The sequence below is a fragment of the Pseudomonas sp. BF-R-30 genome, from assembly GCF_019956175.1.
GTDB classification, from domain to species: domain Bacteria; phylum Pseudomonadota; class Gammaproteobacteria; order Pseudomonadales; family Pseudomonadaceae; genus Aquipseudomonas; species Aquipseudomonas jessenii.
In genome coordinates this window covers 39,986-63,788 of sequence record NZ_JAHBDE010000025.1, presented here as the reverse complement: position 1 = coordinate 63,788, position 23,803 = coordinate 39,986, and the positions used below count along the sequence as shown (strand labels likewise).

Annotated in this window: 20 protein-coding genes and 1 pseudogene; 6 read left to right on the top strand and 15 right to left on the bottom strand. The window is 58.4% G+C overall.

Translation table 11 applies throughout. The features are described from left to right. From KGB20_RS29305 to gabT, 5 genes are all read right to left on the bottom strand, one after another. A partial coding sequence (locus KGB20_RS29305) for a hypothetical protein (protein ID WP_371321739.1) occupies nt 1-95 on the bottom strand: 95 nt, incomplete at its 3' end. Nucleotides 96-280: 185 nt separating this feature from the next. Further along, on the bottom strand, nt 281-2,404 hold the full coding sequence (locus tag KGB20_RS15135) for a TonB-dependent siderophore receptor (RefSeq protein ID WP_223532708.1): 2,124 nt from the start codon (nt 2,402-2,404) through the stop codon (nt 281-283). Between the two features lie 206 nt (nt 2,405-2,610). Further along, complete coding sequence (locus tag KGB20_RS15130) at nt 2,611-3,099, bottom strand: Lrp/AsnC family transcriptional regulator (RefSeq protein ID WP_008017091.1); 489 nt, start codon at nt 3,097-3,099, stop codon at nt 2,611-2,613. A gap of 47 nt (nt 3,100-3,146) precedes the next feature. Continuing rightward, entirely contained in the window at nt 3,147-3,803 is a 657-nt protein-coding gene (locus KGB20_RS15125; protein ID WP_223532706.1) for an HAD family hydrolase, read from the bottom strand. Between the two features lie 93 nt (nt 3,804-3,896). After that, nucleotides 3,897-5,189 carry a 4-aminobutyrate--2-oxoglutarate transaminase gene (gene gabT, locus KGB20_RS15120; RefSeq protein ID WP_223532704.1) on the bottom strand — a complete coding sequence of 431 codons (1,293 nt, stop codon included), beginning with the start codon at nt 5,187-5,189 and terminating at the stop codon, nt 3,897-3,899. A 287-nt stretch (nt 5,190-5,476) separates the two neighbouring features. Here gabT and KGB20_RS15115 point away from each other — a divergent pair, with 287 nt between their 5' ends. The 6 genes from KGB20_RS15115 (at nt 5,477) to KGB20_RS15090 (ending at nt 11,760) form a co-directional block, all read left to right on the top strand. Further along, nucleotides 5,477-6,403, top strand: coding sequence for a 2-hydroxyacid dehydrogenase (locus KGB20_RS15115; RefSeq protein WP_223532702.1), 927 nt, complete (start codon nt 5,477-5,479; stop codon nt 6,401-6,403). Nucleotides 6,404-6,824: 421 nt separating this feature from the next. Further along, a complete protein-coding gene (locus KGB20_RS15110; protein ID WP_223532700.1) occupies nt 6,825-8,165 on the top strand; it encodes an OprD family porin in 1,341 nt (446 codons plus the stop codon). 336 nt (nt 8,166-8,501) lie between these two features. Continuing rightward, the gene (locus KGB20_RS15105) at nt 8,502-9,359 is read left to right on the top strand and encodes a GNAT family N-acetyltransferase (RefSeq protein ID WP_223532698.1); all 858 of its coding nucleotides are present in this window, start codon (nt 8,502-8,504) and stop codon (nt 9,357-9,359) included. 57 nt (nt 9,360-9,416) lie between these two features. Further along, entirely contained in the window at nt 9,417-10,124 is a 708-nt protein-coding gene (locus tag KGB20_RS15100; RefSeq protein WP_223532696.1) for a cupin domain-containing protein, read from the top strand. A gap of 84 nt (nt 10,125-10,208) precedes the next feature. After that, nucleotides 10,209-10,433 (top strand): twin-arginine translocase TatA/TatE family subunit, encoded by a 225-nt coding sequence (gene tatA / locus KGB20_RS15095; protein ID WP_223532694.1) that lies wholly within the window; start codon nt 10,209-10,211, stop codon nt 10,431-10,433. A 142-nt stretch (nt 10,434-10,575) separates the two neighbouring features. Further along, complete coding sequence (locus tag KGB20_RS15090) at nt 10,576-11,760, top strand: aminotransferase class V-fold PLP-dependent enzyme (RefSeq protein WP_223532692.1); 1,185 nt, start codon at nt 10,576-10,578, stop codon at nt 11,758-11,760. Nucleotides 11,761-11,842: 82 nt separating this feature from the next. Here the strand turns inward: KGB20_RS15090 and KGB20_RS15085 are convergent, their stop codons facing one another. The 10 genes and pseudogenes from KGB20_RS15085 to KGB20_RS15045 all read right to left on the bottom strand — a co-directional run bounded on the left by KGB20_RS15085 (nt 11,843) and on the right by KGB20_RS15045 (nt 23,803). After that, nucleotides 11,843-12,673, bottom strand: coding sequence for a substrate-binding periplasmic protein (locus KGB20_RS15085; protein ID WP_223532691.1), 831 nt, complete (start codon nt 12,671-12,673; stop codon nt 11,843-11,845). Between the two features lie 229 nt (nt 12,674-12,902). Next, entirely contained in the window at nt 12,903-13,982 is a 1,080-nt protein-coding gene (locus KGB20_RS15080; protein WP_223532689.1) for a tartrate dehydrogenase, read from the bottom strand. 41 nt (nt 13,983-14,023) lie between these two features. Beyond that, the gene (locus KGB20_RS15075) at nt 14,024-15,481 is read right to left on the bottom strand and encodes an NAD-dependent succinate-semialdehyde dehydrogenase (protein WP_223532687.1); all 1,458 of its coding nucleotides are present in this window, start codon (nt 15,479-15,481) and stop codon (nt 14,024-14,026) included. A gap of 204 nt (nt 15,482-15,685) precedes the next feature. Continuing rightward, complete coding sequence (locus KGB20_RS29300; RefSeq protein ID WP_411740893.1) at nt 15,686-16,390, bottom strand: methyl-accepting chemotaxis protein; 705 nt, start codon at nt 16,388-16,390, stop codon at nt 15,686-15,688. Nucleotides 16,391-16,543: 153 nt separating this feature from the next. Continuing rightward, nucleotides 16,544-17,767: pseudogene (locus KGB20_RS29295) on the bottom strand (nitrate- and nitrite sensing domain-containing protein); the annotation flags it as partial. 208 nt (nt 17,768-17,975) lie between these two features. After that, nucleotides 17,976-19,133 (bottom strand): acetylornithine deacetylase, encoded by a 1,158-nt coding sequence (gene argE, locus KGB20_RS15065; protein WP_223532683.1) that lies wholly within the window; start codon nt 19,131-19,133, stop codon nt 17,976-17,978. Continuing rightward, nucleotides 19,130-20,284 carry an NAD(P)/FAD-dependent oxidoreductase gene (locus KGB20_RS15060; protein WP_223532681.1) on the bottom strand — a complete coding sequence of 385 codons (1,155 nt, stop codon included), beginning with the start codon at nt 20,282-20,284 and terminating at the stop codon, nt 19,130-19,132. Before KGB20_RS15060 ends, argE begins: the two co-directional genes overlap by 4 nt. After that, nucleotides 20,281-21,672 (bottom strand): NAD(P)/FAD-dependent oxidoreductase, encoded by a 1,392-nt coding sequence (locus tag KGB20_RS15055; protein ID WP_223532679.1) that lies wholly within the window; start codon nt 21,670-21,672, stop codon nt 20,281-20,283. The genes KGB20_RS15060 and KGB20_RS15055 overlap by 4 nt, the downstream gene beginning before the upstream one ends. Beyond that, the gene (locus KGB20_RS15050; protein ID WP_223532677.1) at nt 21,654-21,962 is read right to left on the bottom strand and encodes a (2Fe-2S)-binding protein; all 309 of its coding nucleotides are present in this window, start codon (nt 21,960-21,962) and stop codon (nt 21,654-21,656) included. The genes KGB20_RS15055 and KGB20_RS15050 overlap by 19 nt, the downstream gene beginning before the upstream one ends. Beyond that, nucleotides 21,959-23,803 (bottom strand): ABC transporter ATP-binding protein, encoded by a 1,845-nt coding sequence (locus tag KGB20_RS15045; protein ID WP_223532676.1) that lies wholly within the window; start codon nt 23,801-23,803, stop codon nt 21,959-21,961. Before KGB20_RS15045 ends, KGB20_RS15050 begins: the two co-directional genes overlap by 4 nt.

Here is a 23,803-nt window from a genome sequence, read left to right as displayed (position 1 = left end):
ACCGACTGCTGGTACATCGCCTTGTAGGTCGCCTCGTCGGTCAGCGTGTTAGCCAGAACCTCGGGACGAACGGGATACAGGGAAGCCGCACTCATCTTTCTTACCTCGGTGGAATAGTTGTTTTTGTTAAATGTTTTGCATTGATTAAACGTGCACGGCTCGCAAGCACTACAGCCGACGTCTCAAGCCCGTCCGTGATGGTGTTGTGCTCTTTTAACGACAAGTCATATCCAGAAGCGGCTGAGCAATACCCCTCGCGCGCGCCCCAGGAAAGTTCTCCCTACAAGGTGTATGAAATACCAACCTGTACGGTTCTCGGCGCCCCTGGATAGGCGTAGACATTGCCGAAAGCGCCTTCCTCATAATCTTCGTCAGTCAGGTTCTTCAAATCCAGGTTAAGCCTGATTCGGTCGTTGACCTTGTAGTAGCTCAGTAGATCGACAACCGTGTAGCTGCCCATCGAAAACGCCATGTTGGCTGTCTGCCCTGCGCGTTCATCGACATACTTGAGCCCGGTGCCAAGCCCCAGCCCCTTGAACGCGCCATCCTGGAACTCGTAGACATTGAGCAGGCTGAAGCTGTTCTGCGGAATGTTCATCAGCCGGGTGCCGGACTGGATGACGTTGTCCTTGGTCACTTCGGCATCGACATAAGCGTAGCCGCCGATCACCCGCCATTGCGGGGTCAGGTTGCCGGCGATGTTCAGGTCAAATCCACGGCTGCGCACCTCGCCTGCCGCCACGCTGAAGGTCGGGTCCACAGGATCGGTGGTGAGCACATTGCGTTTTTCGATCTGGTAGATCGCCGCGTCGACACTCAGCTGACTGTCCAACGCTTCCCACTTGATACCCAGCTCATAGGATTTGCCCTTCTCCGGGTCAAAACCACCACCCTGGCGACTGGCACCGGAATTGGGCTTGAACGAGCGAGCTGTATCGGCATAGATCGCCACGGTGTCGGTGAGGTCATACGTCACCCCGACGCGCGGCGTTACGGCATTGTCGCTGGCCTGCCAGCTTCTGCCACCCGGCACGAAGGTTTCGTAGTCATGCTCGAAGCGCTCGAAACGGGCCCCGGCCAGGACTCGCAAACGCTCGGTCAAGGCCACCTGGTCCTGGACGAAAGCGGCGTAGGTCTTGAGGTTTTCCTTGTCGTTGGTCGGGGTGCGGGTCAAGGCTGGACGTGGCTGGCCATACACCGGGTCGAAGATATCGATCGGGTAGGCACTCACCGCCCCGCTGGAGCGCTGGATGATCGACTGGTAGTCGTAATTTTCGTACTCGACGCCGGTCAGCAACGTGTGATCGAAACCGCCCGCGGTGAAATGCCCGGTGAGGTTGAGCTGGGTGTCCTTGTCCGTCCACTCCAGCTTGCGGTAGTTGAAGTTGCGGCCCAGAGTGCGCCCGTCGGCTGCGACACCGTTGGCCTCGACCGCATTGCCTTGCAGTGTGCCGTCGAGCCATTGGAATCCGCCACCCAGCGTCCAGTTATCGTCAAGCAGGTGTTCGAAACGCAACTGCGCCATATTGTTGTCGTTGTGCAGTTTGCCAACGTCTTTTTCGCCGAAGAAGGTGTCGCGAGAGGCGGTGCCAATCTGGTTTGGAAAGCGCGTCAGGCCGCGATCGAGCGGGTGGTTATTGCGCATGAAGTCGCCTTCGAAAATCACCTTGGTGTCGTCGTTGGCCTGCCAGGAAAGCACCGGCGTTACGCCGTAACGTTCGGTTTCGACATGATCGCGGAAGGTATCGCCGCCCTCACCCACCACGTTCAAGCGATAGGCCAGGCGCCCCTCTTCGTCGAGCGGGCCGGAAGCATCCAGGGTGCCACGCTTCATTCCCTGGTCATCGATTTGACTACCCAGCGTCACAGTGGGCTCGGCCAGCGGTTGTTTGGAGATGACATTGAAGGTACCGCCCGGATCGCCGCGGCCGTAGAGCATAGTCGCCGGCCCTCGGAGCACTTCGAGCCGTTCGATGGTGTTGGCATCCGGCATGTTCGGATAACCGCGATTGATCGGGAAGCCGTTGCGATAAAACTCACCCGTGGTAAAGCCACGCACGGTAAAGGTGGTCAGCCCCTGGCCACCGAAATTGTTGGCCCGCCCCACCCCGCCGGCGTAGTCGAGGGCGTCCTGCAAGCGAGTGGCACTGATGTCCTCCACAACGTCTTTGGGCACCACAGTAATGGACTGAGGCGTTTCGTGGATCGAGGTGTCGGTACGCGTGGCACTGGCCGAACGGGTCGCGCGATACCCCTGGACCGGCCCTTGGGCCTGCTCAGCGAATATGCCATTGATATCGATCGCTTGTAACTCCAAGGACGCGGGATCAGTTGGTGATTGTTCAGCCCAGGTGGACGGAGAGATGGCTTGAATCACACACAGAGAAACGAGAGTTCGACGCATGAACATATAACCTTCGAGAAGATACCAGGCACATCGAGAGCCGGCAGGAATTGCGATTAATGCTATCAATTCCTATTCTCATTTAATAGCTTTTACTTTCAAATAAAAGTGCTAAATGCACAATTAAATGCACCAATATCCTTCTCATTGGCAATCGAGATTAAGCCGCCAGGGAAATCAGCAGACATGAAGTGACCGGAGTGGCATCAGTGACGTAATAGCCGACGCAGCGGAACCCCATCTTTAAGTACTGGGGATTTAATTACGATATAACTGAAATACTTGGAGATACCGATATTCTTGTCCAGCAGCCCTTCGATTACTTCCTGATAATGCTGAATACTGCAGGTCATGAAGCGCACCAGGTAATCGTAACCGCCGCTGACTAAATGGCACTCAAGTACCTCATCGACCAAACGAATATTGGATTCGAACTTGGCGAAGTCCTCACGTTTATGGTCGCTGAGCGTAATCTCAGTAAATACCGTGACCGAATCGGTGATCTTGGCAAGGTTTAGATGAGCTCTATACCCGGAAATATAGCCGGCAGACTCAAGCCGCTTTACCCGCTGCAAGCATGGGCTGGATGACAGACCCACAGCATCGGCCAGACTGACATTGGTCATTCGGCCGTCTTTTTGAAGTTCAACCAGGATACTGATATCAATTCGGTCTAGTTTAATTAAACCTTCCATCGGGTACCTCTTGATTGCCGTTCAGTTAGACAGTGGTTTTAGCAAACTCAACGTCGCAAAGATAGCTGATGCTGAGCGACCAGGTCAGCCATGCTGGTGATGTAAAATTCTGCGGAATATTCCTGAGTATAATTCTCATGGCCACGACGGATCAGGCACAAACCAGCCGCTTTTGGTGGCTGCGCAGGAGGTCTGGAAACCTGCAGAATACTTTTGGGCTCCAGGTTGTTGGCCAGCAACCATTCGCTGTCCTCCAGTGGATTACTGGCTCGGGAATGCAAGTCTTCGGGCAGAATCCCCAAACGCTCGCAGAGCTGTTCGCGATCCTCGGCATCACGATCGCAATACACCAGCAGCCGATAGAATTTGCGCAGATACAACATGGCGCCGGGCGCGTCCTCGAACAGCGACCAGTTGCATGCCGAACGGGCGAAACTCATACCCTCTTCCCAACTGGCCTTGAGCCCAAAACGCTCTGCCAGCTGACGATGGGCAAAGCACAACAAGCCACTGAAGCCCAGCTCGGAAAAACGTGGATAGAGCGTGCGCACCGCCTCGTCAAACTCAGCCAATACCTCTTCCCTGCCTGGCATGCCCGGATGCTCTTCGAGCAAAGGTTGCAGGGCCGTCCAGATACCGGAATCCCGATCGACCAGGACTTCGTCGCAATCGATCAGCAGTGCACGATAATCAGTCAGGTACATGGTGCGTAGCCTCCCATGATGCATTCATCAATCCATGTGCTCTAAATGCCCTCGGTCGGCGCATTGCTATATTGCGCCAACCGAGACCTGAGATTAATCCAACACTCGCAACAATGCCGCTTCAAGAATTGTCAGCGCTTCGTCGATCTGATGTTCTTCGGTTACCAGAGGAGCGAGGAAGCGCAGCACATTTCGGTACACCCCGCATTTGATCACCAACAGCCCGCCAACCCTTGCCTGATCGATCAGTTTTTGGGTGAGCTCTGCATCGGGGCTGCGGGCCTCATCGTCTTTGATCAGTTCGATTGCCAGCATGAAGCCGGTGCCGCGCACGTCACCAATACGAGGGTAACGTTCCTGCAAGCGCAGCAGGCCCTGACGCAGCCGCTCGCCCAATACCTCACCACGCTCGAGCAACTGATCCTGTTCGTAAGTTTCGATCACCGCCAACGCCGCTGCGCAAGCCAGGGCGTTACCGCCGTAAGTACCACCGAGACCGCCAGGTAATGGCGCGTCCATGATGTGCGCACGACCCACCACGCCCGATATGGGCAAACCACCGGCGAGACTCTTGGCGACTGTGACCAGATCCGGCTGAATCCCGGCGTGCTGGAAACCGAACCATTTGCCGGTACGGCCGAAGCCAGTCTGAATTTCATCCAGAATGAGCACGATGCCATGTTGTTCGGTCAGAGCCCGCAGCGCCTGGAGAAACTCCGGTGGTGCGCTAAGGAAGCCTCCATCGCCCTGCACCGGCTCGATGATGATCGCAGCTACGCGATCCGGAGCGACTTGGGTCGCCAGCAATTCGTTCAGAGCTTGCAGCGCCATCTCGCTGCTGAAACCGCGATAGGCGTTAGGGTATGGCGTATGGAAGACTTCGGGAGCGAAGGGCCCGAAGTTCTGCTTGTAGGGTTGGCTCATGCCCGTCAGCGTCGTGCCCAGTAAAGTACGCCCATGGAAACCGCCACGAAAGGAGATAACGGCTGGACGATTGGTATGTGCGCGGGCGATCTTCACCGCGTTCTCCACAGCCTCTGCACCGGACGTAAACAGCGCCGCCTTGTAGGCTTCTTGACCACCCACCAACTCGCACAAACGCTGTACCAGGTCGATATAAGGTTTGTAGGCCACCACCTGGAAGCAAGCATGGCTGATCTTTTGCAACTGGGTCTGCACTGCCGCGACCACCTTCGGGTGATTGTGACCGATGTTCAAAACGCCAATGCCGCCGACGAAGTCCAGGTAGCGCGTCCCGTCCACGTCCCACACCTCAGAACCCTGAGCCCGGTCAATGACCAGCGGGTGTGCCGTGACCAAACCCCGTGGCACGAACTGATCGCGTTGACGGAGCAAACTCGGGGTTTCTTCGACTTTACTGTTCATGGCATCTCCCATAGTGAACCTGGCAACCGGAAAACGGCTGCGATGTGTTCCAAAGGTTAAGCTTTCGACGCAATTGTCTAAGCCGAACTTGGCCTCTGAGAAATTCGGATCGACTGTTTTCACCCCGGTAAACAGCAGAATCCTTCAGCTGTAGCCAGCTCCCATGGAATCTGCCGACGTGCACCCCATACAACGCAACGTTATGCGTTTACGCAGATTCTTTCGACATATCCTGCTCTGCCACTCGGGCATGCTGGATACTCCCAATCTAAAGCGAGAAGTTACCCATGGCCCTGCTCTATAAAGCTGACCCGGTGCGCGGCGAACAATGGAAGCGCCTATTCGCTGAGCACGCTCCGGATATCGAATGGCGTGCCTGGCCGGACATCGGCGATCCGAAGGATATTCGCTACCTGGCAGCCTGGCAGGCGCCGGACGATCTCGAAACATTGTTGCCAAACCTGCAGGTACTGTTCGCCTTGTCGGCCGGGGTCGACCAACTTGACCTTGACCGTCTGCCAACGACCCTGCCGGTGGTACGTTTACTCGACCCGAGCATCACCCGCGGCATGTGCGAATACGCCAGTTTTGCGGTGCTCAGCCTGCACCGGGATATGCTTCGTTATCGCCAGCAACAAATGGCTCGGTGCTGGCAGGCTCACCTGCTGCAACCTGCTGCCAAACGTCGGGTAGGTGTCATGGGGCTCGGCACGCAAGCTCAACAGATTCTAGCCACCTTGCAGACCTTTGGATTCGACTTATCAGGCTGGGCACGCAGTGAGCATCGCATTGCCGGGGTGGACTGCTTTGCGGGTGCCGAGCAACTTCCGGCCTTCCTCGGCCGTTGCGACATCGTGGTTTGCGTCTTGCCATTGACCGAGGAGACTAAAGGGATTCTCAACCGACAGTTGTTCAAGCACCTGCCCAAAGGTGCTGCCTTGGTCAACATGGGCCGGGGTGGGCACCTGATAGAAGAGGATCTGCTTGAGGCTTTGGCCAGCGGCCAGCTCAGCGCGGCGGTGCTCGACGTACTGGAACAGGAGCCAGCGGCGCCGGACCATCCCTTCTGGCACCACCCGCAGATATTGCTGACACCGCATATCGCTGCGATGACCCAACCGGAAAGTGCGTTTAGCGTGTTGCTGGAGAATATCCGCCGTCATCAACGCGGTGAGTCAATGCTTGGCCAGGTTGACCGCGAGCGAAGTTACTGACCAACGACTGCCAACCCACCGGCAACAACCAACCGGCGCCAGATTTTTTACTTCTCTGAGGCAAGTCTGGCGCTATACAAAACAAACCTGTTGTTCATCCAATCTTGCTGTTTCTGCGCATACCCGCCCCAAAAAATCAGCCGACATTTGCTGCTGATCCCTCCCCAAAATTGAGTAGTAATTGCGGCCCGTTAAGCCACAACTTATGCAATCTACCGAATTGACTGCACCCCATTGTCAGGTCTCGCCGTAACTGCGATACAGCCACCGCTGCGGAGCCCGGCTGCTGGCCAAGTCCACCGCTAGGCGCTGATCGACAGGACTCTCCCGGGTTTACTTCGCAGTGGTTTACCTGAGCTGCCGCAAGAGCGTTGTTTGCCGTGCATGCAACGAACACTAATAAGTACTCATGGAGTAAGCGATGAACATCGCAAAACTAAGCTCTCTCTCCTTGGCTGTCATTGCCGCCACCACGCAACTGGCAATAGCTGGTCAGCAACAGGAAGCCAATGGCTTCATTGAAGACAGCAGCCTCGGGTTGCTCAATCGTAATTTCTATATGAATCGCGACTTCCGTAATGGCGGCAGCAATAGCCAAGGTACTAACGGCTCCAAGCCCGCCAGCGAGCGCAATGGCTATCGCGAGGAGTGGGCACAAGGGGCCATGCTCAACTTCGCCTCCGGTTTCACCCAGGGCACCATCGGTTTCGGCACCGATGCCTTCGCGTACGGTGGGGTCAAGCTGGACACTGGCCGCGGTCGAGTCGGCAACGGTCTGCTGCCGATCAGCAACAACCGCACCGCCGAAGCTGAAGTGCCGGACAGCTATGGCGAGATCGGCGGCGCAGTGAAGATGCGCATTTCCTCTACCGTGCTGAAGTACGGCGAACAACGCCCGACCGCTCCGGTATTCGCCACCGGCGACAACCGCTTGCTGCCGGAAACCGCTACCGGCTTCCAACTGTCGAGCAAAGAGTTCGACGCTGTTTCTTTCGAGGCTGGCCACTTCACCGCATTCAACAATCGAGCCTCGACCAACTCCGATGACAAACTGCTCACCACTTACGGTGGGACCGAAGCTGACAGTGTCGACTTCATTGGCGGCACCTATAAAGTCAACAACAACCTCAGCCTGATGGCGTACACCAGTGAGGCCGTCAATGTCTGGCGTCAGCACTTCGGCAGTGCCTCCTATACGATCCCTCTGACTGATCAGCAATCGCTGAATTTTGGCTTGACGGCCTATAAAACCCAGGACCAGGGCGAAGCGCGTGCCGGTAAACTGGACACGACGAGCTGGTCGGCAAAGGCGGCCTATTCCTTGGGGGCACACAAGCTCACCCTGGCCTATCAGAAGATCGATGGTGACGAGTATTTCGACTACATCGGTGTGGACTCGATCTGGCTCGCCAACTCGATTCAGTACTCCGACTTCAACGCCCCCAACGAGCGTTCCATCCAGGCTCGTTATGACCTGAACATGGCCACGTTCGGCATACCGGGGCTGAGTTTTATGGCCCGCTATGTCAAAGGTGATCAAATCGATGGCACCAAAGCCGATCCGCACGGTGCCTATGCCAACAAGGTGGGTGACGACCAGAAGGAGTGGGAGCGCGACCTGGAAGCCAAATACGTGGTCCAGGCAGGGGCCGCCAAGGACCTGTCCTTCCGCCTGCGCCAGGCTACACACCGTGCGACCTCGTTCGAGAGCGATATCGACGAGGTGCGCCTGATCATCGAGTATCCGCTGAGCATTCTGTAACGATTGGTCCCGACCGGTTTTACCTGTGGACCGGCCGGTTTTATTGAAGGTCTGCTCCCTGCTCCCTTAGCCTTGAGGCGCCCATCCGGGCGCCTTTTTTTAAGCAATCTCCCCATCAGAAGTGCCTTTTGCTTTGGTCTGCATCCTGAAAGCCGATCCAGTATTTGCTGCCGATCATGCTTCTCATTTGAGCAGTAAATGGGGTCTACAAAGCTGTCGCTTAATGAATCTACCGAATCAATGGAGGCCTCTTGTCAGGCCTCGCAGCAGGTGAGATACCAATACTTTCCACGGAGAAATCCGACCGGTCACGCTCCCTGTATACGGAGATCTGTCATGTCCAACTCGCAACGCCCTACGTATAGCTATCGCCCCATGACCCCGGCCGATGTGCCGTTGGCCCACGCCTTGTCCGTACAGCTGAAATGGCCCCACCGCCTGGAGGAATGGGCCATGTTGCAGCGCATCGCGCAGGGTTTTGTCGTAGAAGATGGAGGTCGCCTGATAGGTACCGCGTTCACCTGTGCGCAGGGAGATTACGCCACTATCGGCTTGGTGATCGTCAGTGATGAGTACCAGGGCCAGGGTATAGGTCGCAAGCTGATGGAACTGGCACTTGAGGCTTGCGGATCACGTACCGCCATGCTCAATGCGACGTTAGCCGGTGCCCCACTTTATGCCAGTCAGGGATTCATTGACTTTGGACATATTCAACAACATCAGGGGCATGCGCTGTCTCCAGTACCAAATGATCTGCCAGCCGGTGAGCACTGCCGCCCGCTGACCGAGGCCGATAGAAACGATCAAATCGAACTGGCCAACGCCGGCAGCGGCCTGAACAGACAGGCCGTACTCAATGATCTGTTCGATAGTGTCGAACACTCGGTTGGTATCGAGCGCGATGGTCAGCTTCGCGCCTTCGCCATGCTGCGTCCATTCGGCCGTGGTCGCTGCATCGGCCCGGTCATCGCAGAAAATCCAGAGCAGGCCAAGCACTTGATCGCGGTGTTGTTGGCCCAAGTGCCGAACGCATTCGTGCGCATGGATATACCGTCCGATAGCGGGCTGGCCCCTTGGCTGGAAGAGGCCGGGCTGAAGCAGGTCGACACCGTTGCGCAAATGGCTCGTGGCACCCCGCCGCGGGCTATCGGCGGAGTGCGCCAATTTGCGCTGGTGACTCAGGCCATCGGCTGACACCCCCCATAGATCCATCCAACGCCACACGACGTATATTTCTGGAGAAACTCCTTCATGCAAGAGCCCACTGCAGTGCTGCTGGCACACGCCGACGGCAGTCCCGTTCTAACAAAATTTACCCCCGGTTCGTTGGGGGCAAACGATCCTTTCGACAGGCATATTGCTTATGTCGGGCCGGATGACATTGCTGCCGGCGTGATCCAGGCGAGCGGACAATTCAGCGTCGATGAATATCCCTACAGCGAAATGATCGTGGTACACGCGGGACAAGTCACCCTGCAGAGCCAGGATGGCACGCTCCAACTCAATCCCGGTGACAGCGCCGTGATTGCCCGGGGCACATCGATTCAGGTCGAGGCACAACCCGACTCTCTCTGGGCATTCTGCGCCGATACCCAGCTCGTAGAGGCGTGCAATCCCGGGTTAACGCCCCTCCCCCAGCAAACCCTGCTCTCTCCCTCTGCAGCACCGGATGCAGAAATTCTGCTAAGCCCGGCACCGCAATGTCGCTCGCACAATTTGTTTGTCGAAGAAGCGACCAACCTGCGCATCGGCGTCTGGGACTCGACACCCTATACCCGCAGGGCGAGGCCGCACATGCTGCACGAATTGATGCACCTGCTCGAAGGCAGTGTGACCCTCCAGGTTGCGGGCGGGACGCATCTGACGGTCAACACTGGCGATACCGTGTTCGTGCCCCGAGGCGCACCATGCGCCTGGAACAGCAGCGCCTATGTGCGCAAGTTCTACGTCGTCAAATAACTCGAACCGCGTTAGCGCCGGCAGATGGATTTCTCCTTCGCCGGCCCACCACAAAACCGATCAATCACTTGCGGAGTACAGACAATGGGATTGGGTGGCTTCAGTACCGGAAAACTCCTGATCATCCTGTTGATCGTGGTCATGCTGTTCGGAACCAGGCGTCTGAAAGGCTTGGGATCGGATCTCGGCGACACGATCAGGGGATTTCGCAAATCCATGGGCGACGATAAGCCAGTCACCGAGGAGCCCAGCGACCCGCCCATTGACGCTCAGGGGCACACGCTCGAAGACTCGGTAAAAAAATACTAACCCCTTATCTATATCGGCTTTAGTGAACTGCTACTGATGGTCCAGGCAGCTCTGAAGAGATCACTAATCGTGGCGTTGAAGATCGTGGGCATGGCGAGCGCGCAAGCCCCAGTCACAATTCAAACAGAGGTGAGAAGCGGGAATGGAAGTGCAGCTGATGTCAGACAAGCCTGTAGCTGGGGAAGCATTCTGGGAGCGCGTGTACGCAGCCTATCCAGAGCAGCGCCCCCTATTAAACCTGAACAACGCGGCCGTGAGTCCGCCACCGCTGGTGGTAGAGCAGGCTATGATTGATGCCTATCGGCTGATCAGCCACAACCCGGACGTCAATATGTGGAGCAACCTCGACGCCGAGCTCCCTACGATCAAGCAACAGCTGGCTGACATGGCCGATTGCGATCCCGATGAGATCGCCCTGAACCGCAACTCATCCGAAGGCTTGTCGACAGCCATCTTCGGCATTCCATTGAAGGCTGGCGACCAAGTGCTGGTATCACAGTGGGACTATCCGAGCGTAATAGCCGGATGGTTGCAGCGTCAGCAGCGCGAAGGCATCGAAGTGGTGACTGTCGACTTCGACCTGATGGACGATGATAATGTCATCGTGCAAGCGTATGCACAGGCCATTACCCCGCGTACCCGGGTGATCCAGCTGACCCACATGCTGCATTGGACCGGGCGAGTCCTGCCGGTCAAGCGCATCTGTGCGCTAGCCCGAGCGCGGGCGATTGTCACTGTGGTGGACGGTGCCCAGACGTTTGCGCAGATGCCGCTCAGCTTCCGCGAACTGGATTGCGACTTCTTCATCACCAGCCTCCACAAATGGCTGGGGGCGCCGGTCGGCAATGGCATGCTAATTGTCAGGCGCGACCGAATCGACAGCACTTGGCCGTTGCTGGGGCCTTTCGATCCACCGCCGCTTCAAATCGACAAATTCGACCACTGGAATCTCGGCACCTATAACTCAGCGATACAGGCGGGCATTGCCCCGGCTATCCGTTTCCACTCACAAATCGGCACGCGAGTCATTCACGCGCGCCTACAGGAGCTGACCCGTTACTGGGTTGACCTCGCCAAAGACATTCCTGGTTTCAGGCTCCACACGCCACTTGATACCGTCGAGCTGGGCGCAGTAAGCCTGTTCTCTATCGATCAATGTGATGCTCGATGGGTTGAGCAGGAGCTTCGAAAAAACCACCAGGTGCATGTCAAGTTCCGCCAGATCAGGCACATCAGCGGACTTCGGGTATCGCCGAGCATCTACACGCAGAAGAGCGATCTGTGCCGCTTTGTCGAGGCGCTAAGGCAGGTGATTGCAAGCAGGTAGCCCGGCTGGCCAGGGGATACACTTGAGACCCGCGGAGGCAGAAGCCCCCTGAAGGTGACTTGGGCGTGTTCCCCTACCGAAGCTAGATGCCATCACCCGGGGAGTACAAAGGGTTAACCAAATCGTAACTCTTTGTCAGACGCTCAATGCTGCCATCACGCTCCAACTCCGCCAGAACCTTATCGAGACGCTGCATGAATTTGGGCTTGTAAGGATAAGCCGAAGCATTGAGCCGGGTATAACCAAGATACCCCGCCTCACCGGAGAGCCAAGGTCCTTCGACTAGCCAGTTGAGATCGTTCTGGGCAAAGACGCCCTCGCGTTGCATCTGGTCAAGTTCCCATTGGACCGAAAGGCGGTCATTGATATAGACATCTATTCGCCCATGATAGAGCCTGGCCAGGTTGGTACGATTGTCGTTGGCATAACTCTGCTTCAAGGCACCTGTAGCGAGCATGCTTTGGTAGTCCTGATCATCAATGCTCATGAACCCTCTGTTCATGCCAATTCGTAGACCGCTATAGCCGAACGGGAAGTGTTCGACCGGTCGTATTCGCGCCAATTCTGCGCGCACAAAGACGACTACCTTCTCCCTCAATATAGGCCGCGAGAAGTCCATCCAGGGCCGTGCGCTGGGTCGATGGTAGGGTGGATAGAGAGCAAAGGCGCGGCCGCTGGCCACTTCCGCCAGACCGCGCGCCCAGGGCACGGGACGAATTTGCACGTTGTATTCCGGCATGCGGGTAAAGGCTTTGCGCAGAATATCGGTGTAAAGCCCCTTGGCCTCATCCCCTTCGGCATAGCTATAGGGTGGATAGCCGGCGTCACAGAGAATGACCACGTCTATGGGGGCGTTTGCCCAACTCTTGGCGTGTATGGCGCAGCCCACCAAAATCATCAATAACAACCGCATACTCGCCTTCCTTCACATTCCTTTGAACCCACTTCTCTGGATCTTCGCAACACTGAAGGAAAGAGCCGTTAGAAGCAGTTCCACAGTGCAGGCGCTCAGCAGGGCACCTTGAAAAGAGACTGTCAGAGGGGTATTGGCACGCGATAAAAAAAGCCCGCAGTGAGACGGGCTAAAAGGGTGAGACACAAGAAGGGGTGGAGCTCTCCAGCCGACCTGTTGTTATCTGGAGTTAAAGCGCCGCTGCGATGGCCATACCGACATCCTGGGTCGAGCCTTGTCCACCCAAATCAGGGGTGATCGGCCCCTCGGAGATGACCTGCTCGATAGCCCTGAGAATGCCGTCATGGGCCGCACGGTAGCGCTCATCGCCATTGCCCAGGAAGTCCAGCATCAAGGCACCGGACCAGATCATCGCAATCGGGTTGGCGATGTTCTGTCCATAGATATCCGGCGCCGAGCCATGGACCGGCTCGAACAGCGAGGGAAAGCGCCGCTCCGGATCGAGGTTGGCCGAGGGGGCGATGCCGATGGTTCCGGCGCAGGCCGGTCCCAGGTCGGACAAAATGTCGCCAAACAAATTCGACGCCACCACCACATCGAAACGATCCGGCTGCAGCACGAAGCGCGCACAGAGAATGTCGATGTGTTGCTTGTCCCAAGTGACGTCCGGGTACTTCGCGGCCATTGTCGCCGTGCGCTCATCCCAGTAGGGCATGCTGATGGAAATGCCGTTGGATTTGGTGGCTGCGGTCAGACGTTTGCGCGGCCGGGTCTGGGCCAGATCGAAGGCGAACTTGAGAATCCGGTCCACGCCGCGCCGGGTGAACACCGACTCCTGCAGCACGAACTCATGCTCGGTGCCTTCGAACATCTTGCCGCCGACCGACGAGTACTCGCCCTCGGTGTTTTCGCGGATCACCACGAAATCGATGTCCCCCGCTTCGCGACCGGCCAGCGGACACGGCACGCCGGGAAACAGCCGCACCGGGCGGATGTTCACGTATTGGTCGAAGTCACGGCGGAACTTCAGCAGCGAACCCCACAGGGAAATGTGATCCGGTACTTTGTCCGGCCAGCCCACGGCGCCAAAGTAAATCGCGTCGAAGCCCTTGAGTTGTTCGAACCAGTCGGCAGGCATCATCTGCCCGTGTTCCAGATAGTAATCGCAGTGGGCCCAATCGAGCACTTCGATGCTCAAGTCCAGCTGCCATTTCTTCGCGGCCTGCTCCAGTACCCGCAGCCCTTCAGGCAAGACTTCCTTGCCGATACCATCGCCGGCAATCGCGGCGATTCTAAATGGTTTACTCATCAATCGTGGCTCCTCAATGTCCTGTTCAAACGGTGACCGGATCACAGCCCACCGATGTGGAAGGCTTTGACTTCAAGGTATTCATCCAGGCCGTACTTGCTGCCTTCACGGCCCAGACCCGATTGTTTGATACCGCCGAATGGGGCGACTTCCATGGAAATGAGCCCGGTGTTGAGACCAATCATGCCGAACTCCAGCGCCTCGCCGAACCGCCATGAACGGCGCAAATCCTGGGTGAAGAAATAGGCGCCCAAGCCATAAGGCGTGGCATTGGCCAAGGCCAGCGCTTCTTCTTCACTGGTAAAGCGCATCAGCGGTGCAACTGGGCCGAAGGTTTCTTCATTGGCCAGCAACATCCCGGCATGAGCCTCACCGAGCACCGTCGGCTGGACGAACTGGCTGTCGCCCTCGGGGATGCCGCCACAGAGCAGACGGGCTCCCTGACTCAAAGCATCGTCGATATGTCGAGCGACCTTGCTCACCGCCGCCGCATTGATCAGTGGGCCGATAGTCACGTCGGCGTCCAGGCCATTGCCGACCTTGAGCTTGCCCACCTCCTCCACCAGACGTTGGGCGAAGCGCTCGTAGATCCCGTCCTGCACCAGAATCCGGTTGGCGCAAACGCAGGTCTGGCCGGCGTTGCGGAACTTGCTGAGCATGATGCCAGCCACTGCCTGTTCCAGATCAGCGTCGTCGAACACAATGAACGGCGCGTTACCGCCCAGTTCCAGGCTCAAGCGCTTGATGTGTTCGGCGCTCTGGCGCATCAGCAATCGACCGACAGCAGTGGAGCCGGTGAAGGAGATCTTTCGCACCGTCGGGTTGCCGGTCAGTTCTTCGCCGATGCCGGCGGGCATACCGGTCACCACGTTGAAAACCCCGGCCGGAATGCCGACACGCTCGGCGAGCACCGCCAAAGCCAGGGCGGACAGTGGAGTCAGATCCGAGGGTTTGACGATGACCGGGCAGCCGGCCGCCAAAGCGGGTGCGCATTTGCGGGTGATCATCGCGTTAGGGAAGTTCCACGGAGTGATCGCGGCGCAAACACCAACCGGCTGCTTAAGCGTGAGCAAGCGGCGGTCGCCGCTGGGTGCCGGGATGGTTTCGCCGTAAACCCGACGGGCTTCTTCGGCGAACCATTTGACGAAACTGGCGCCATAGCGGACCTCGCCCTTGGCTTCATTCAGCGGCTTGCCTTGCTCGCAGGTCATGATCAACGCGAGATCGTCCAGGTTGTCGATCATCGCCTGATACCAGCGTTCCAGCAGTGCCGCCCGTTCTGCCGCCGGGCGTGCGCGCCAGGCCGGCCAGGCGCGTTCGGCAGCTTCGATGGCGCGTCGGGTTTCGCTGCCTTGCATCGCAGGTACGCGGGCGAGCAACTGGCCGCTGGCCGGGTCGATAACGTCCAGGGTGGCGGCGTTGTCGGCGCTGATCCACTGACCGTCGATGTAAGCGAGTTCTACCAGTAGACTGGGGTCTTTCAGGCGATTCTTGAGCATGGTCGAGTCCTGTTCCGAGACAGCCTTCAGTCTATTGTGTCGCCACAGACGAGGATGCTGAAAGCGCCGCCCAGGCAGCCTCGAATGCTGAAAATCAGCATTCGACAGCAGGCTCTACTGTTGGTTTATGAGGGCTATCTTCACGCTCTCCGATGCCGAGATGCAGCCGGTCACCGAGCATGAATGAGGCGCTACGAGTCTCGCTCAGACGATAAAATGCTTGACCATGCTATTCAGCTCGCTGGCCAAGCCCGCGAGTTCTCGGCTAGAGGCCTGGCTCTGATTGGCGCCGGCCGAGGCCTGTTGGGAAACATCACGGATATTGAGCAGGTTGCGATCCACCTCACGGGCAACATGGGATTGCTCTTCGGTGGCACTTGCAATACACAGATTGCGTTCGTTGATCTGGGCGATGTCGTCTACGATGGCATTCAGTGCCGCGCCTGCCGCACGGGCGACCTCCAGGGTCCCCCGGGTTTTACCATTACTGCTTTGCATGGCTCGTAGGGTGCCGTGACTGCTTTTTTGCACCGAGCCGATGATGGTCTCAATCTGTTTGGTCGACTCCTGGGTTCGTTGCGCCAAGGCCCGAACCTCGTCGGCCACCACGGCGAAACCCCGTCCGCTTTCACCCGCGCGAGCCGCCTCGATCGCCGCATTCAAGGCGAGCAGATTCGTTTGCTCGGCAATGCCGCGAATCACATCCAACACCGAGCCGATGTCACCTATCTGACCTGCCAGGGTTTGCAGGGCACTTGCGGTATCCTCGATATCCTCGGTCAACGATTCGATGGCACCGACTGTACGGCTGACGCTCTCTTGCCCCTGACGCGAACGCTGGTCTGCTGCTTGGGAAACCTCCGAGGCCAAGGCGGCATTGCGCGCCACGTCTTCGATCACACCCGTCATTTCGGTTACCGCTGTGGCCGCGTGGTCGAGTTCAGCACTCTGGCGTTGCACACCACGGGTGGCGTCATCGGTCACTGCACTTAACTGAGCGGACGTCGTGGCCAGTCGTTCGGAAGAACTCAAAATCTGCCTGACCGTACTGCGCAGGTTCATTTGCATGCGCCCAAGCGCCTGCAACAGGCGCGCCGCTTCATCCCTGCCAACGATATCCAGTGGTCGGGTCAGGTCACCCTCGGCGATACGTTCGGCTGCGGCCATGGCAATCGCCAACTGTTTAAGCAGTCGCAACACGATCAAGGTGGCCAAGGTGCCGCCAGCTAACAGCAGCACCAGCAAACCTGTGGACATCAGGATGAAGCTCTGCCGGGCACTGTCGCGGCGTTTCACCAGCTCCTCATCGAGTGCTGTCAGCGCTGAGCGGCCAATGGCATACAAGGCGTCAACAGGTTTTTTGTAAGCCGTGAGATAGTCGCCGACCGGGTAATTCAGCTTAAGCGCGTACAGGGCATCGGTAGACTCGTTATTCCCGGAGGTGTTTGCACTGGGCGCGAAATCCAGGTCCATTTCGACGGCCGATACCAATCGCGCATTGCTGAGTGCAAGCGCCTGCTGGATTTGCGGACCTAACGCCGCTAGGGGGACCTCCAGCAGAGCCTTGAGTTCGGGCTCGGCGGTACTCGCCTTGGTCAAGGCACGTGCCGTCTTGTCAACACTGCTCAGTGCTTGTGTGGCCAGGCCACGCAGTGCACCTTGTTGCTCAGGCAGGATCCGACCCTGCGCCAGATACAGGCCGCCGGCACCCCGCAACTGACCCAACAACTCGCTGGCTTGCGGCAACTCGATCAAGGCGCCCGCCATCAGCGAGTACGTCCCTAAAACTGGATCCAGGGACAGTTTGAACTGATCGAGCATTGCGTCCTCGATCAGCAGGTAGGCGGCGATCAACTGGCTATGACGGGCCAGACTCTGCGGGCCCTTGACTGTGGACTGAGAGACTTGGCCGACCAGCTCTTGCCATTGTTGCTGCGCCTGTCGCCAGGCAGCCAGAATGCTGGGGGAGACTTGAGCCTCCTGTAAAACCTGATCGGTTGCCTTGACGGCGCGATCCACTTCGGCCTGATTGTCCAGTCGGGCTTTATTGAAGTCACGATTGCCGGTCAGCACGACGGATGCCAAATCGCGATGCTGCTGCGTTAAGTGAATTAACTGGAGCAATGCCTGCACCGGCCGTATGCCGCGCAGCTCCAGATTTGTCTGGTGGCTATTCTGGTACGCACCCAGTACGTAGAGGCTGGTAGGAATGGTAATCAGGGTCACGGCTAGCAAGCCGAGCAAGACGAACTTACCCGCGAATGTCAGGCTCTCAAGCACTTTCATAGAGGACTCCGGAAGGGTTGCGAGTGGCTGGCGATATTTCTGAACAGGCACAGTCAAGCAAGCCTGGGAAGCCTTTCTCAGCACCTCCCACACTGTCAGTACGATGAGCGGGTGAACTCAAGCTCGGGACGTCAAGCGTTCCTGGACGCCATGCCATAACAAGGCCATAAGCGCGGTGAGCGAGTGTCCGGAGTAGGCAAACGCAACACTAGAGCCGCATCGAGCCCAACACCCCTTGCAGAAAGTGCTCGCCGGCTTCCATCTGGCTGATCTCGATGAACTCGTCAGGCTTGTGCGCTTGCTCTATCGAGCCCGGGCCACAGACCACCACCGGCACATCCAGGCGTTGTTTGAACAACCCGCCCTCGGTGCCGAATGAAACTTTGGCAGTGCCGGTGTCCGGCGCCGCAAAGTTTTTCAGAAAACGCACCGCTTCAACGCTCGGGTGGGTATCGAGGCCCGGATAGACGTTCAGGGTTTCGATCTCGATATCCGCCACGCTGGACAGCTTTTTGGCTTCGCGCACGATCAGTTCGGCACGCTCGCGCATCTGTTCCAGGAACTGATCCAAGTCGTCCGCCGGCAAGTTACGCACTTCGAAATCCAGGGTGCACAGGTTCGGCACGATGTTCAGCGCCTTGCCGCCGACAATCTGCCCGACATGCACGGTGCTGTAGGGCACATCGTATTCGGTATCCTGAGCGCCCTGCTCTTGCAATTGCTGCTGGCCCTGACGCAGCGCGGCGATGAAGTCACAAGCCACGTGAATCGCATTGACCGAACGCGGTGCCAGGGAGGAATGGGCTTCCAGGCCGCGACAGTAAGAACGGTAAGAGCCCTTGCCCTTGTGCCCAAGCACAAACTGCATGTTGGTCGGCTCACCGATCACGCACAGAAATGGCCGCACCGGCGCCAGATGCAATACATCCAGTAAACGTCGTACACCCACGCAGCCGATTTCTTCGTCATGGGACAGCGCCAGTTGCAACGGCCGACTCAACGGATGATCGGCGGCATCGAGCATGGCGTCGATAGCCAGTGCGACAAAACCCTTCATATCGCAACTGCCACGGCCGTAGATCCGACCGTCCTGCACGGTCGCCTGAAACGCCGGAAAGGTCCAGGCTTGCCCCGCTGCCGGCACCACGTCGGTATGGCCGGAGAGCAGAACCCCTGGCACATCCCGCGGACCAGTACTGGCGAACAGGTTGGCCTTTTTGCCGCTGGAGTCCTTGACGATCAGCGACTCGATGCCCTTGGTCAGCAGCAGATCGCGCACGTACTCAATCAAGGCCATGTTCGATTCCGAAGAAACGGTTTCAAAGGCCATCAGGTGTTTAAGAATCTCCAGTACTCGGGGCTTCATGAGACCTTGCTCCGTTGCTCGACTGAAGAGGCGAACCGGTTGATGGAGAACGGCAAAATCGAAGTGCTGGTGCTGCCGGTGCTGATCAGTTCGGCCATCACGTCGCCGACGCCCGGGCCGAGTTGGAAGCCATGACCGCAGAAGCCGAACGCATAGAACAAACCATCAACGGTGCCGCTTGGCCCCATCACGGGCAGTGAATCAGGCAGGTAACCTTCGATACCACTCCAGACCCGAATGATGTTCAGGTTGCCGACACCCGGCAGCAGGCGACGCATCTGATCGAACTGATTGAGAATGCTGCGCGGCTCGACATAGGCCCGACGGTTGAGCATGTCCGGTTCGCTGCGATAGCCGCCGCCGATGATGATGTTTCCACGGGGTATCTGGCGGAAATAAATCACTTCCTCGGGAATCTTGGTATAGACACCGAGTACTGTCGGCAAGGCATAAGGCACTGGCTCGGTCACGGCCATTTGCGGACCATGAGTTTCCAGCGGCACCGGTTCGCCGAACTGCGCCGAGAGTTTTTGACCCCAGGCGCCAGCGGTGATCAACAGCTGAGCGGCGCTGAACTGACGACCGTCGGTGGTGCTGATGTGGAACTCACCGCCGAGCTTTTGCACCTCTGCCACTTCCGTGCGCTCTTCGATCCGCGCACCGAGGCGTCGTGCTGCACGGGCAAACGCCGGGGCCGCCAGACGCGGGTTGGCGTGCCCATCGTGAGGGGCATAGGAGCCGCCTTTCACATCCGGGCCGAGAAACGGAAAGCGCTTATGTAATTCGTCGCCACTAAAGATCTTCAGGTCCAGCTGCTCCGCCTCAGGAGCGTCTGCGTAGGCTTGCAGCTCGGCGATCTCGTCTTCGCGGTAACACACCCGCATATGCCCGCTGGCGATGAACTCGAGGTCGTCGTCGATCAGCTCCGGCAGACGCTTCCATAACCCAAACGAGCGATTGGCCAACTCGAGCTGCCCAAGGTAACGCCCCTGACGCCGAACATTGCCGAAGTTGACGCCGCTGGCGTACTGACCGATCTGGTCGCGTTCCAGCAAAATAACCGACTGCCCACGCTGGCGCAGGAAAAACGCCGCCGCGGCGCCCATCAGGCCGCCGCCAACAATCACGACATCGGCTTTCTGTACCGTCATGGCGACACCTCCTCGGTGAGTATCGAAAGGGGTTTAACCGGCGCCTGACCCCGTTGTCGGCCGACCTGTTGCACGCTGACGCCCGCAGCAGCGGCAATCACCTCAGCCCCGGCCTGGGAGCAATAACGCCCCTGGCAGCGGCCCATGCCGACCCGGCTGAAGGCCTTGGCCCGATTGACCTCACAGGCCCCCTTCTCACTGACGGTCCGGCGCAACTCGCCGGCGCTGATCATCTCGCAGCGGCAAACGATGGCCTCGTCCGGCAGGGCTTTGGCCTGGGTGGAGGGCCAGGGAAAGGCCTGCGCCAGGCCGAGACGGAATTCATCCATCACCGCCAGGGCATGGCGTTGTTCGTCGCGCAACACCACATTCACTGGCTGCTGCAGATCCTCCAGCAACGCCATGGCCACCAGGCGCCCGGCGTGCTCCGCGGCATCTGCTCCGCGAATCTTCGAACCGTCACCGGCGGCATACACGCCGCTGACCGAGGTCCGGCCGTCTTCATCCGTAGCCAGCCACCATTGGCTCGACGCTTCATCGAAACGCATACGGCAACCGGCCAGGTCGGCCAATTGAGTTTCCGGGCGCAGGTGATATCCGAGGGCCACGGCATCGCAATCCACCGTCAAGGTCTCACCACGTGCCGTACGCACGCGTACGCCACTGACACCGCTGGCCGCATCGCCCTGCACTTGAAGCGGCGAAATGCCCAGGTGCACCGGGATCTTCGCGCGATACAACTGCGCCAATAATTTCATCCCGGTGAACAGCAACCCCGGGCGTGCCAGCAGTTTCGGCATGGCAAGGATGCGTTTGCTCAGAGGCGAAGTGTCGAGCACTGCCGCGACCTTGGCCCCCGCCTTCACATACTGACTGGCAACCAGATACAGCAACGGCCCGCTGCCCATGAACACCACGCGGTGGCCGATGGAAACAGCCTGAGATTTCAGGGCGATCTGCGCACCGCCGAGACTATACGTGCCCGCCAACTGCCAGCCCTCTATCGGCATCAAGCGGTCAGTGGCACCGGTGCAGAGGATCAGCGCATCGTAATCCACTGTCGAGTGCTTGCCCTGGCTGACACAGCACAGTTGCCCCGGTGTCAGGTTCCACACCAGCGTGTCCGGGCGATAGTCGATCTGCCCGCGCAAGCGATCGAAGCTCTGGTGCAGATCGTTGGCCTTGGCGGCTTCTGTACCATAAAGCGTGGCGTAATCCCGGGTAAAACCTTCGGGCTGGCGACGGTAGATCTGCCCCCCATCACGACGATTTTCATCGATCAGGATGGGCTTGAATCCAGCGGCGACCAGGGTTTCGGCACAACGTGTACCGGCCGGTCCGGCGCCGACGATAACGACTCGATGAGTGCTCAGCCGCGCAGTGGCCATATCGCCTCCGGTTGTGTGGTGACAATATCCAGACCTTCACGGACCTCATTGGAGCAGGCACGTATACGCTCGCCGCTGCGGGTCCAGACCCAACAATCCTGGCAGGCTCCCATCAGGCAGAAACCGGCGCGCCGACCCGGATCAAACTCCGATTGACGCAACGCCGAGCCCTGAGTCAGCAACGCAACCATCAGCGTATCGCCCTGCAGCGCCTCGATCGGCATGCCGTCGACCTTTAATTGAACGGTTGGCCGATCCTGTTCGGCCAGCCTGACGAAACGCCCGTTCATGCATAGGCTCCAACGATCAGGTTGTTTGAATGCTGCTGAGTTTTCATCAACTCCGCACTGTCGTGATGGCAAAGGATTTCACTGCCGCCAACAATCATCCGGCGGTCCGGCGGGACGCAATTACACAGACCGTCAACCCGCACAGGACAGCGATTGAGGAAGGTGCACAACCCTGCCACATTAGCCTTCGCACCTATGGGCGGCAGCGTGCCACAGGTCGTTGTTCCGCAGCTTTCCAGCCAGCCCTGGCGCAACTCCGGCACTGAATGGATCAACAGATCGGTATAGGGATGAAATGGTGCTTCAGCGTACGATTGTCGAGTACCGGCCTGAATCTTGTAGCCGCTGTACATCACCACAATGTCGTCGCACAGGGCTCGCACGGTGGAGATGTCATGGCTGATGAACAGATAGGACACCCCCAGTTGCTGGCGCAGGTCGCGCAAAAGTTCGAGAATCGCTGCACCGACCACGGTATCCAGCGCCGAGGTTACTTCGTCACAGAGAATCAGGTCTGGCTTGGCCGCCAGAGCCCGGGCCAGATTGACCCGTTGCTTCTGCCCGCCGGACAGTTCGTTCGGACGACGTTCAGCCATCGTGCGCGGCAAACGAACGAGGTCCAGTAACTCACCAATGCGCTCGCGCAACGCCGCACCCTTGAGGCCGAAATACATCTTCAGCGGGCGACTTAGAATAGTGCTGACGCTGTGCATTGGGTTGAGCGCGGTGTCGGCATTCTGGAAGACCATTTGAATGCGTCGGAACTGTTCGTCGGTTCGCGACGACAGGCTGCCACTCAAGGGCTGGCCATCGAAGGTCAGCCCGCCGAGGGCCGGCTCCAACAACCCGGCCACAACCCGCGCCAAAGTCGACTTGCCAGAACCTGACTCACCGATGACTCCAATGGCCTGGCCCCGCCGCACGGTCAGATCAATGTCCTCCAATACGCGGATCGATGGCATGCCTTGCGCGTTCTTGTTGCCGTAACCGGCGGTCAGCCCCTGGATAGTCAACAACGGCGTCTCTTCGGCGATGCCGCAAGGCGGACGGATCGTGGTGTCCGGCCGGGCTGCCGCCAACAAGCTGCGGGTGTATTCGTGGGCCGGGCCTTTGAGCAATGGTGCCGTGGCACTCTGTTCGAAGATCTCACCGCCATTGAGCACCACGATCTGATCGGCCATCTGCGCCACCACGGCCAAATCGTGGGATACGTAGACCGCCGTCGCGCCACGTTCGCGTACCACTCGTTTGAACGCCCGCAGTACATCGATCTGGGTCGTCACATCAAGCGCCGTCGTCGGTTCGTCGAGCACCACCAGCAATGGATCGCTGATCAGCGCCATGGCCGCCATCACACGTTGCAGTTGCCCGCCGGAAACCTGATGAGGGTAACGCTGGCCAATGTGATCGGGGTCCGGCAGGGCCAGGTCGCGGAACAACTCGATGGCCTTGGCCTCAAGCACTGCCTGGCTGCCCAAGCCATGAATCAACGCCCCCTCAATCACTTGATCGATGAGTCTTTTCGCCGGATTGAACGCCGCTGCGGCGCTCTGGGCGATATACGAAACCCGGTTGCCCCTCAACTTTTGCAACTGGCTTTCATTCAACGCCAGCATGTTGTGCTCGCCGATTTGCACCATGCCGCCAGCCAGCCGACAACCGCGTCGGGCATAACCGAGTAACGCCAGGGCGATAGTGGTCTTGCCGGAGCCGGACTCACCGATCAACGCCAGCACTTCGCCTTTCTGCAGGGAGAAGCTTACGCCCTTGACGATTTCCACCTCACCAAGCTCGCCACAGGCGACCACTCGCAGGTCCTTAACGCTAATTAATTCACTCAT

What these genes read in the sequence shown, in the direction of transcription:
- KGB20_RS15060 (WP_223532681.1), bottom strand. Translation starts at nt 20,284, where the DNA reads ATGACGGTACAGAAAGCCGATGTCGTGATTGTTGGCGGCGGCCTGATG.
- KGB20_RS15110 (WP_223532700.1), top strand. Translation starts at nt 6,825, where the DNA reads ATGAACATCGCAAAACTAAGCTCTCTCTCCTTGGCTGTCATTGCCGCC.
- KGB20_RS15100 (WP_223532696.1), top strand. Translation starts at nt 9,417, where the DNA reads ATGCAAGAGCCCACTGCAGTGCTGCTGGCACACGCCGACGGCAGTCCC.
- gabT (WP_223532704.1), bottom strand. Translation starts at nt 5,189, where the DNA reads ATGAACAGTAAAGTCGAAGAAACCCCGAGTTTGCTCCGTCAACGCGAT.
- KGB20_RS15050 (WP_223532677.1), bottom strand. Translation starts at nt 21,962, where the DNA reads ATGAACGGGCGTTTCGTCAGGCTGGCCGAACAGGATCGGCCAACCGTT.
- KGB20_RS15080 (WP_223532689.1), bottom strand. Translation starts at nt 13,982, where the DNA reads ATGAGTAAACCATTTAGAATCGCCGCGATTGCCGGCGATGGTATCGGC.
- KGB20_RS15045 (WP_223532676.1), bottom strand. Translation starts at nt 23,803, where the DNA reads ATGAGTGAATTAATTAGCGTTAAGGACCTGCGAGTGGTCGCCTGTGGC.
- KGB20_RS15075 (WP_223532687.1), bottom strand. Translation starts at nt 15,481, where the DNA reads ATGCTCAAGAATCGCCTGAAAGACCCCAGTCTACTGGTAGAACTCGCT.
- KGB20_RS15125 (WP_223532706.1), bottom strand. Translation starts at nt 3,803, where the DNA reads ATGTACCTGACTGATTATCGTGCACTGCTGATCGATTGCGACGAAGTC.
- tatA (WP_223532694.1), top strand. Translation starts at nt 10,209, where the DNA reads ATGGGATTGGGTGGCTTCAGTACCGGAAAACTCCTGATCATCCTGTTG.
- KGB20_RS15105 (WP_223532698.1), top strand. Translation starts at nt 8,502, where the DNA reads ATGTCCAACTCGCAACGCCCTACGTATAGCTATCGCCCCATGACCCCG.
- KGB20_RS15115 (WP_223532702.1), top strand. Translation starts at nt 5,477, where the DNA reads ATGGCCCTGCTCTATAAAGCTGACCCGGTGCGCGGCGAACAATGGAAG.
- KGB20_RS15085 (WP_223532691.1), bottom strand. Translation starts at nt 12,673, where the DNA reads ATGCGGTTGTTATTGATGATTTTGGTGGGCTGCGCCATACACGCCAAG.
- KGB20_RS15090 (WP_223532692.1), top strand. Translation starts at nt 10,576, where the DNA reads ATGGAAGTGCAGCTGATGTCAGACAAGCCTGTAGCTGGGGAAGCATTC.
- KGB20_RS15130 (WP_008017091.1), bottom strand. Translation starts at nt 3,099, where the DNA reads ATGGAAGGTTTAATTAAACTAGACCGAATTGATATCAGTATCCTGGTT.
- argE (WP_223532683.1), bottom strand. Translation starts at nt 19,133, where the DNA reads ATGAAGCCCCGAGTACTGGAGATTCTTAAACACCTGATGGCCTTTGAA.
- KGB20_RS15055 (WP_223532679.1), bottom strand. Translation starts at nt 21,672, where the DNA reads ATGGCCACTGCGCGGCTGAGCACTCATCGAGTCGTTATCGTCGGCGCC.
- KGB20_RS15135 (WP_223532708.1), bottom strand. Translation starts at nt 2,404, where the DNA reads ATGCGTCGAACTCTCGTTTCTCTGTGTGTGATTCAAGCCATCTCTCCG.
- KGB20_RS29300 (WP_411740893.1), bottom strand. Translation starts at nt 16,390, where the DNA reads ATGACGGGTGTGATCGAAGACGTGGCGCGCAATGCCGCCTTGGCCTCG.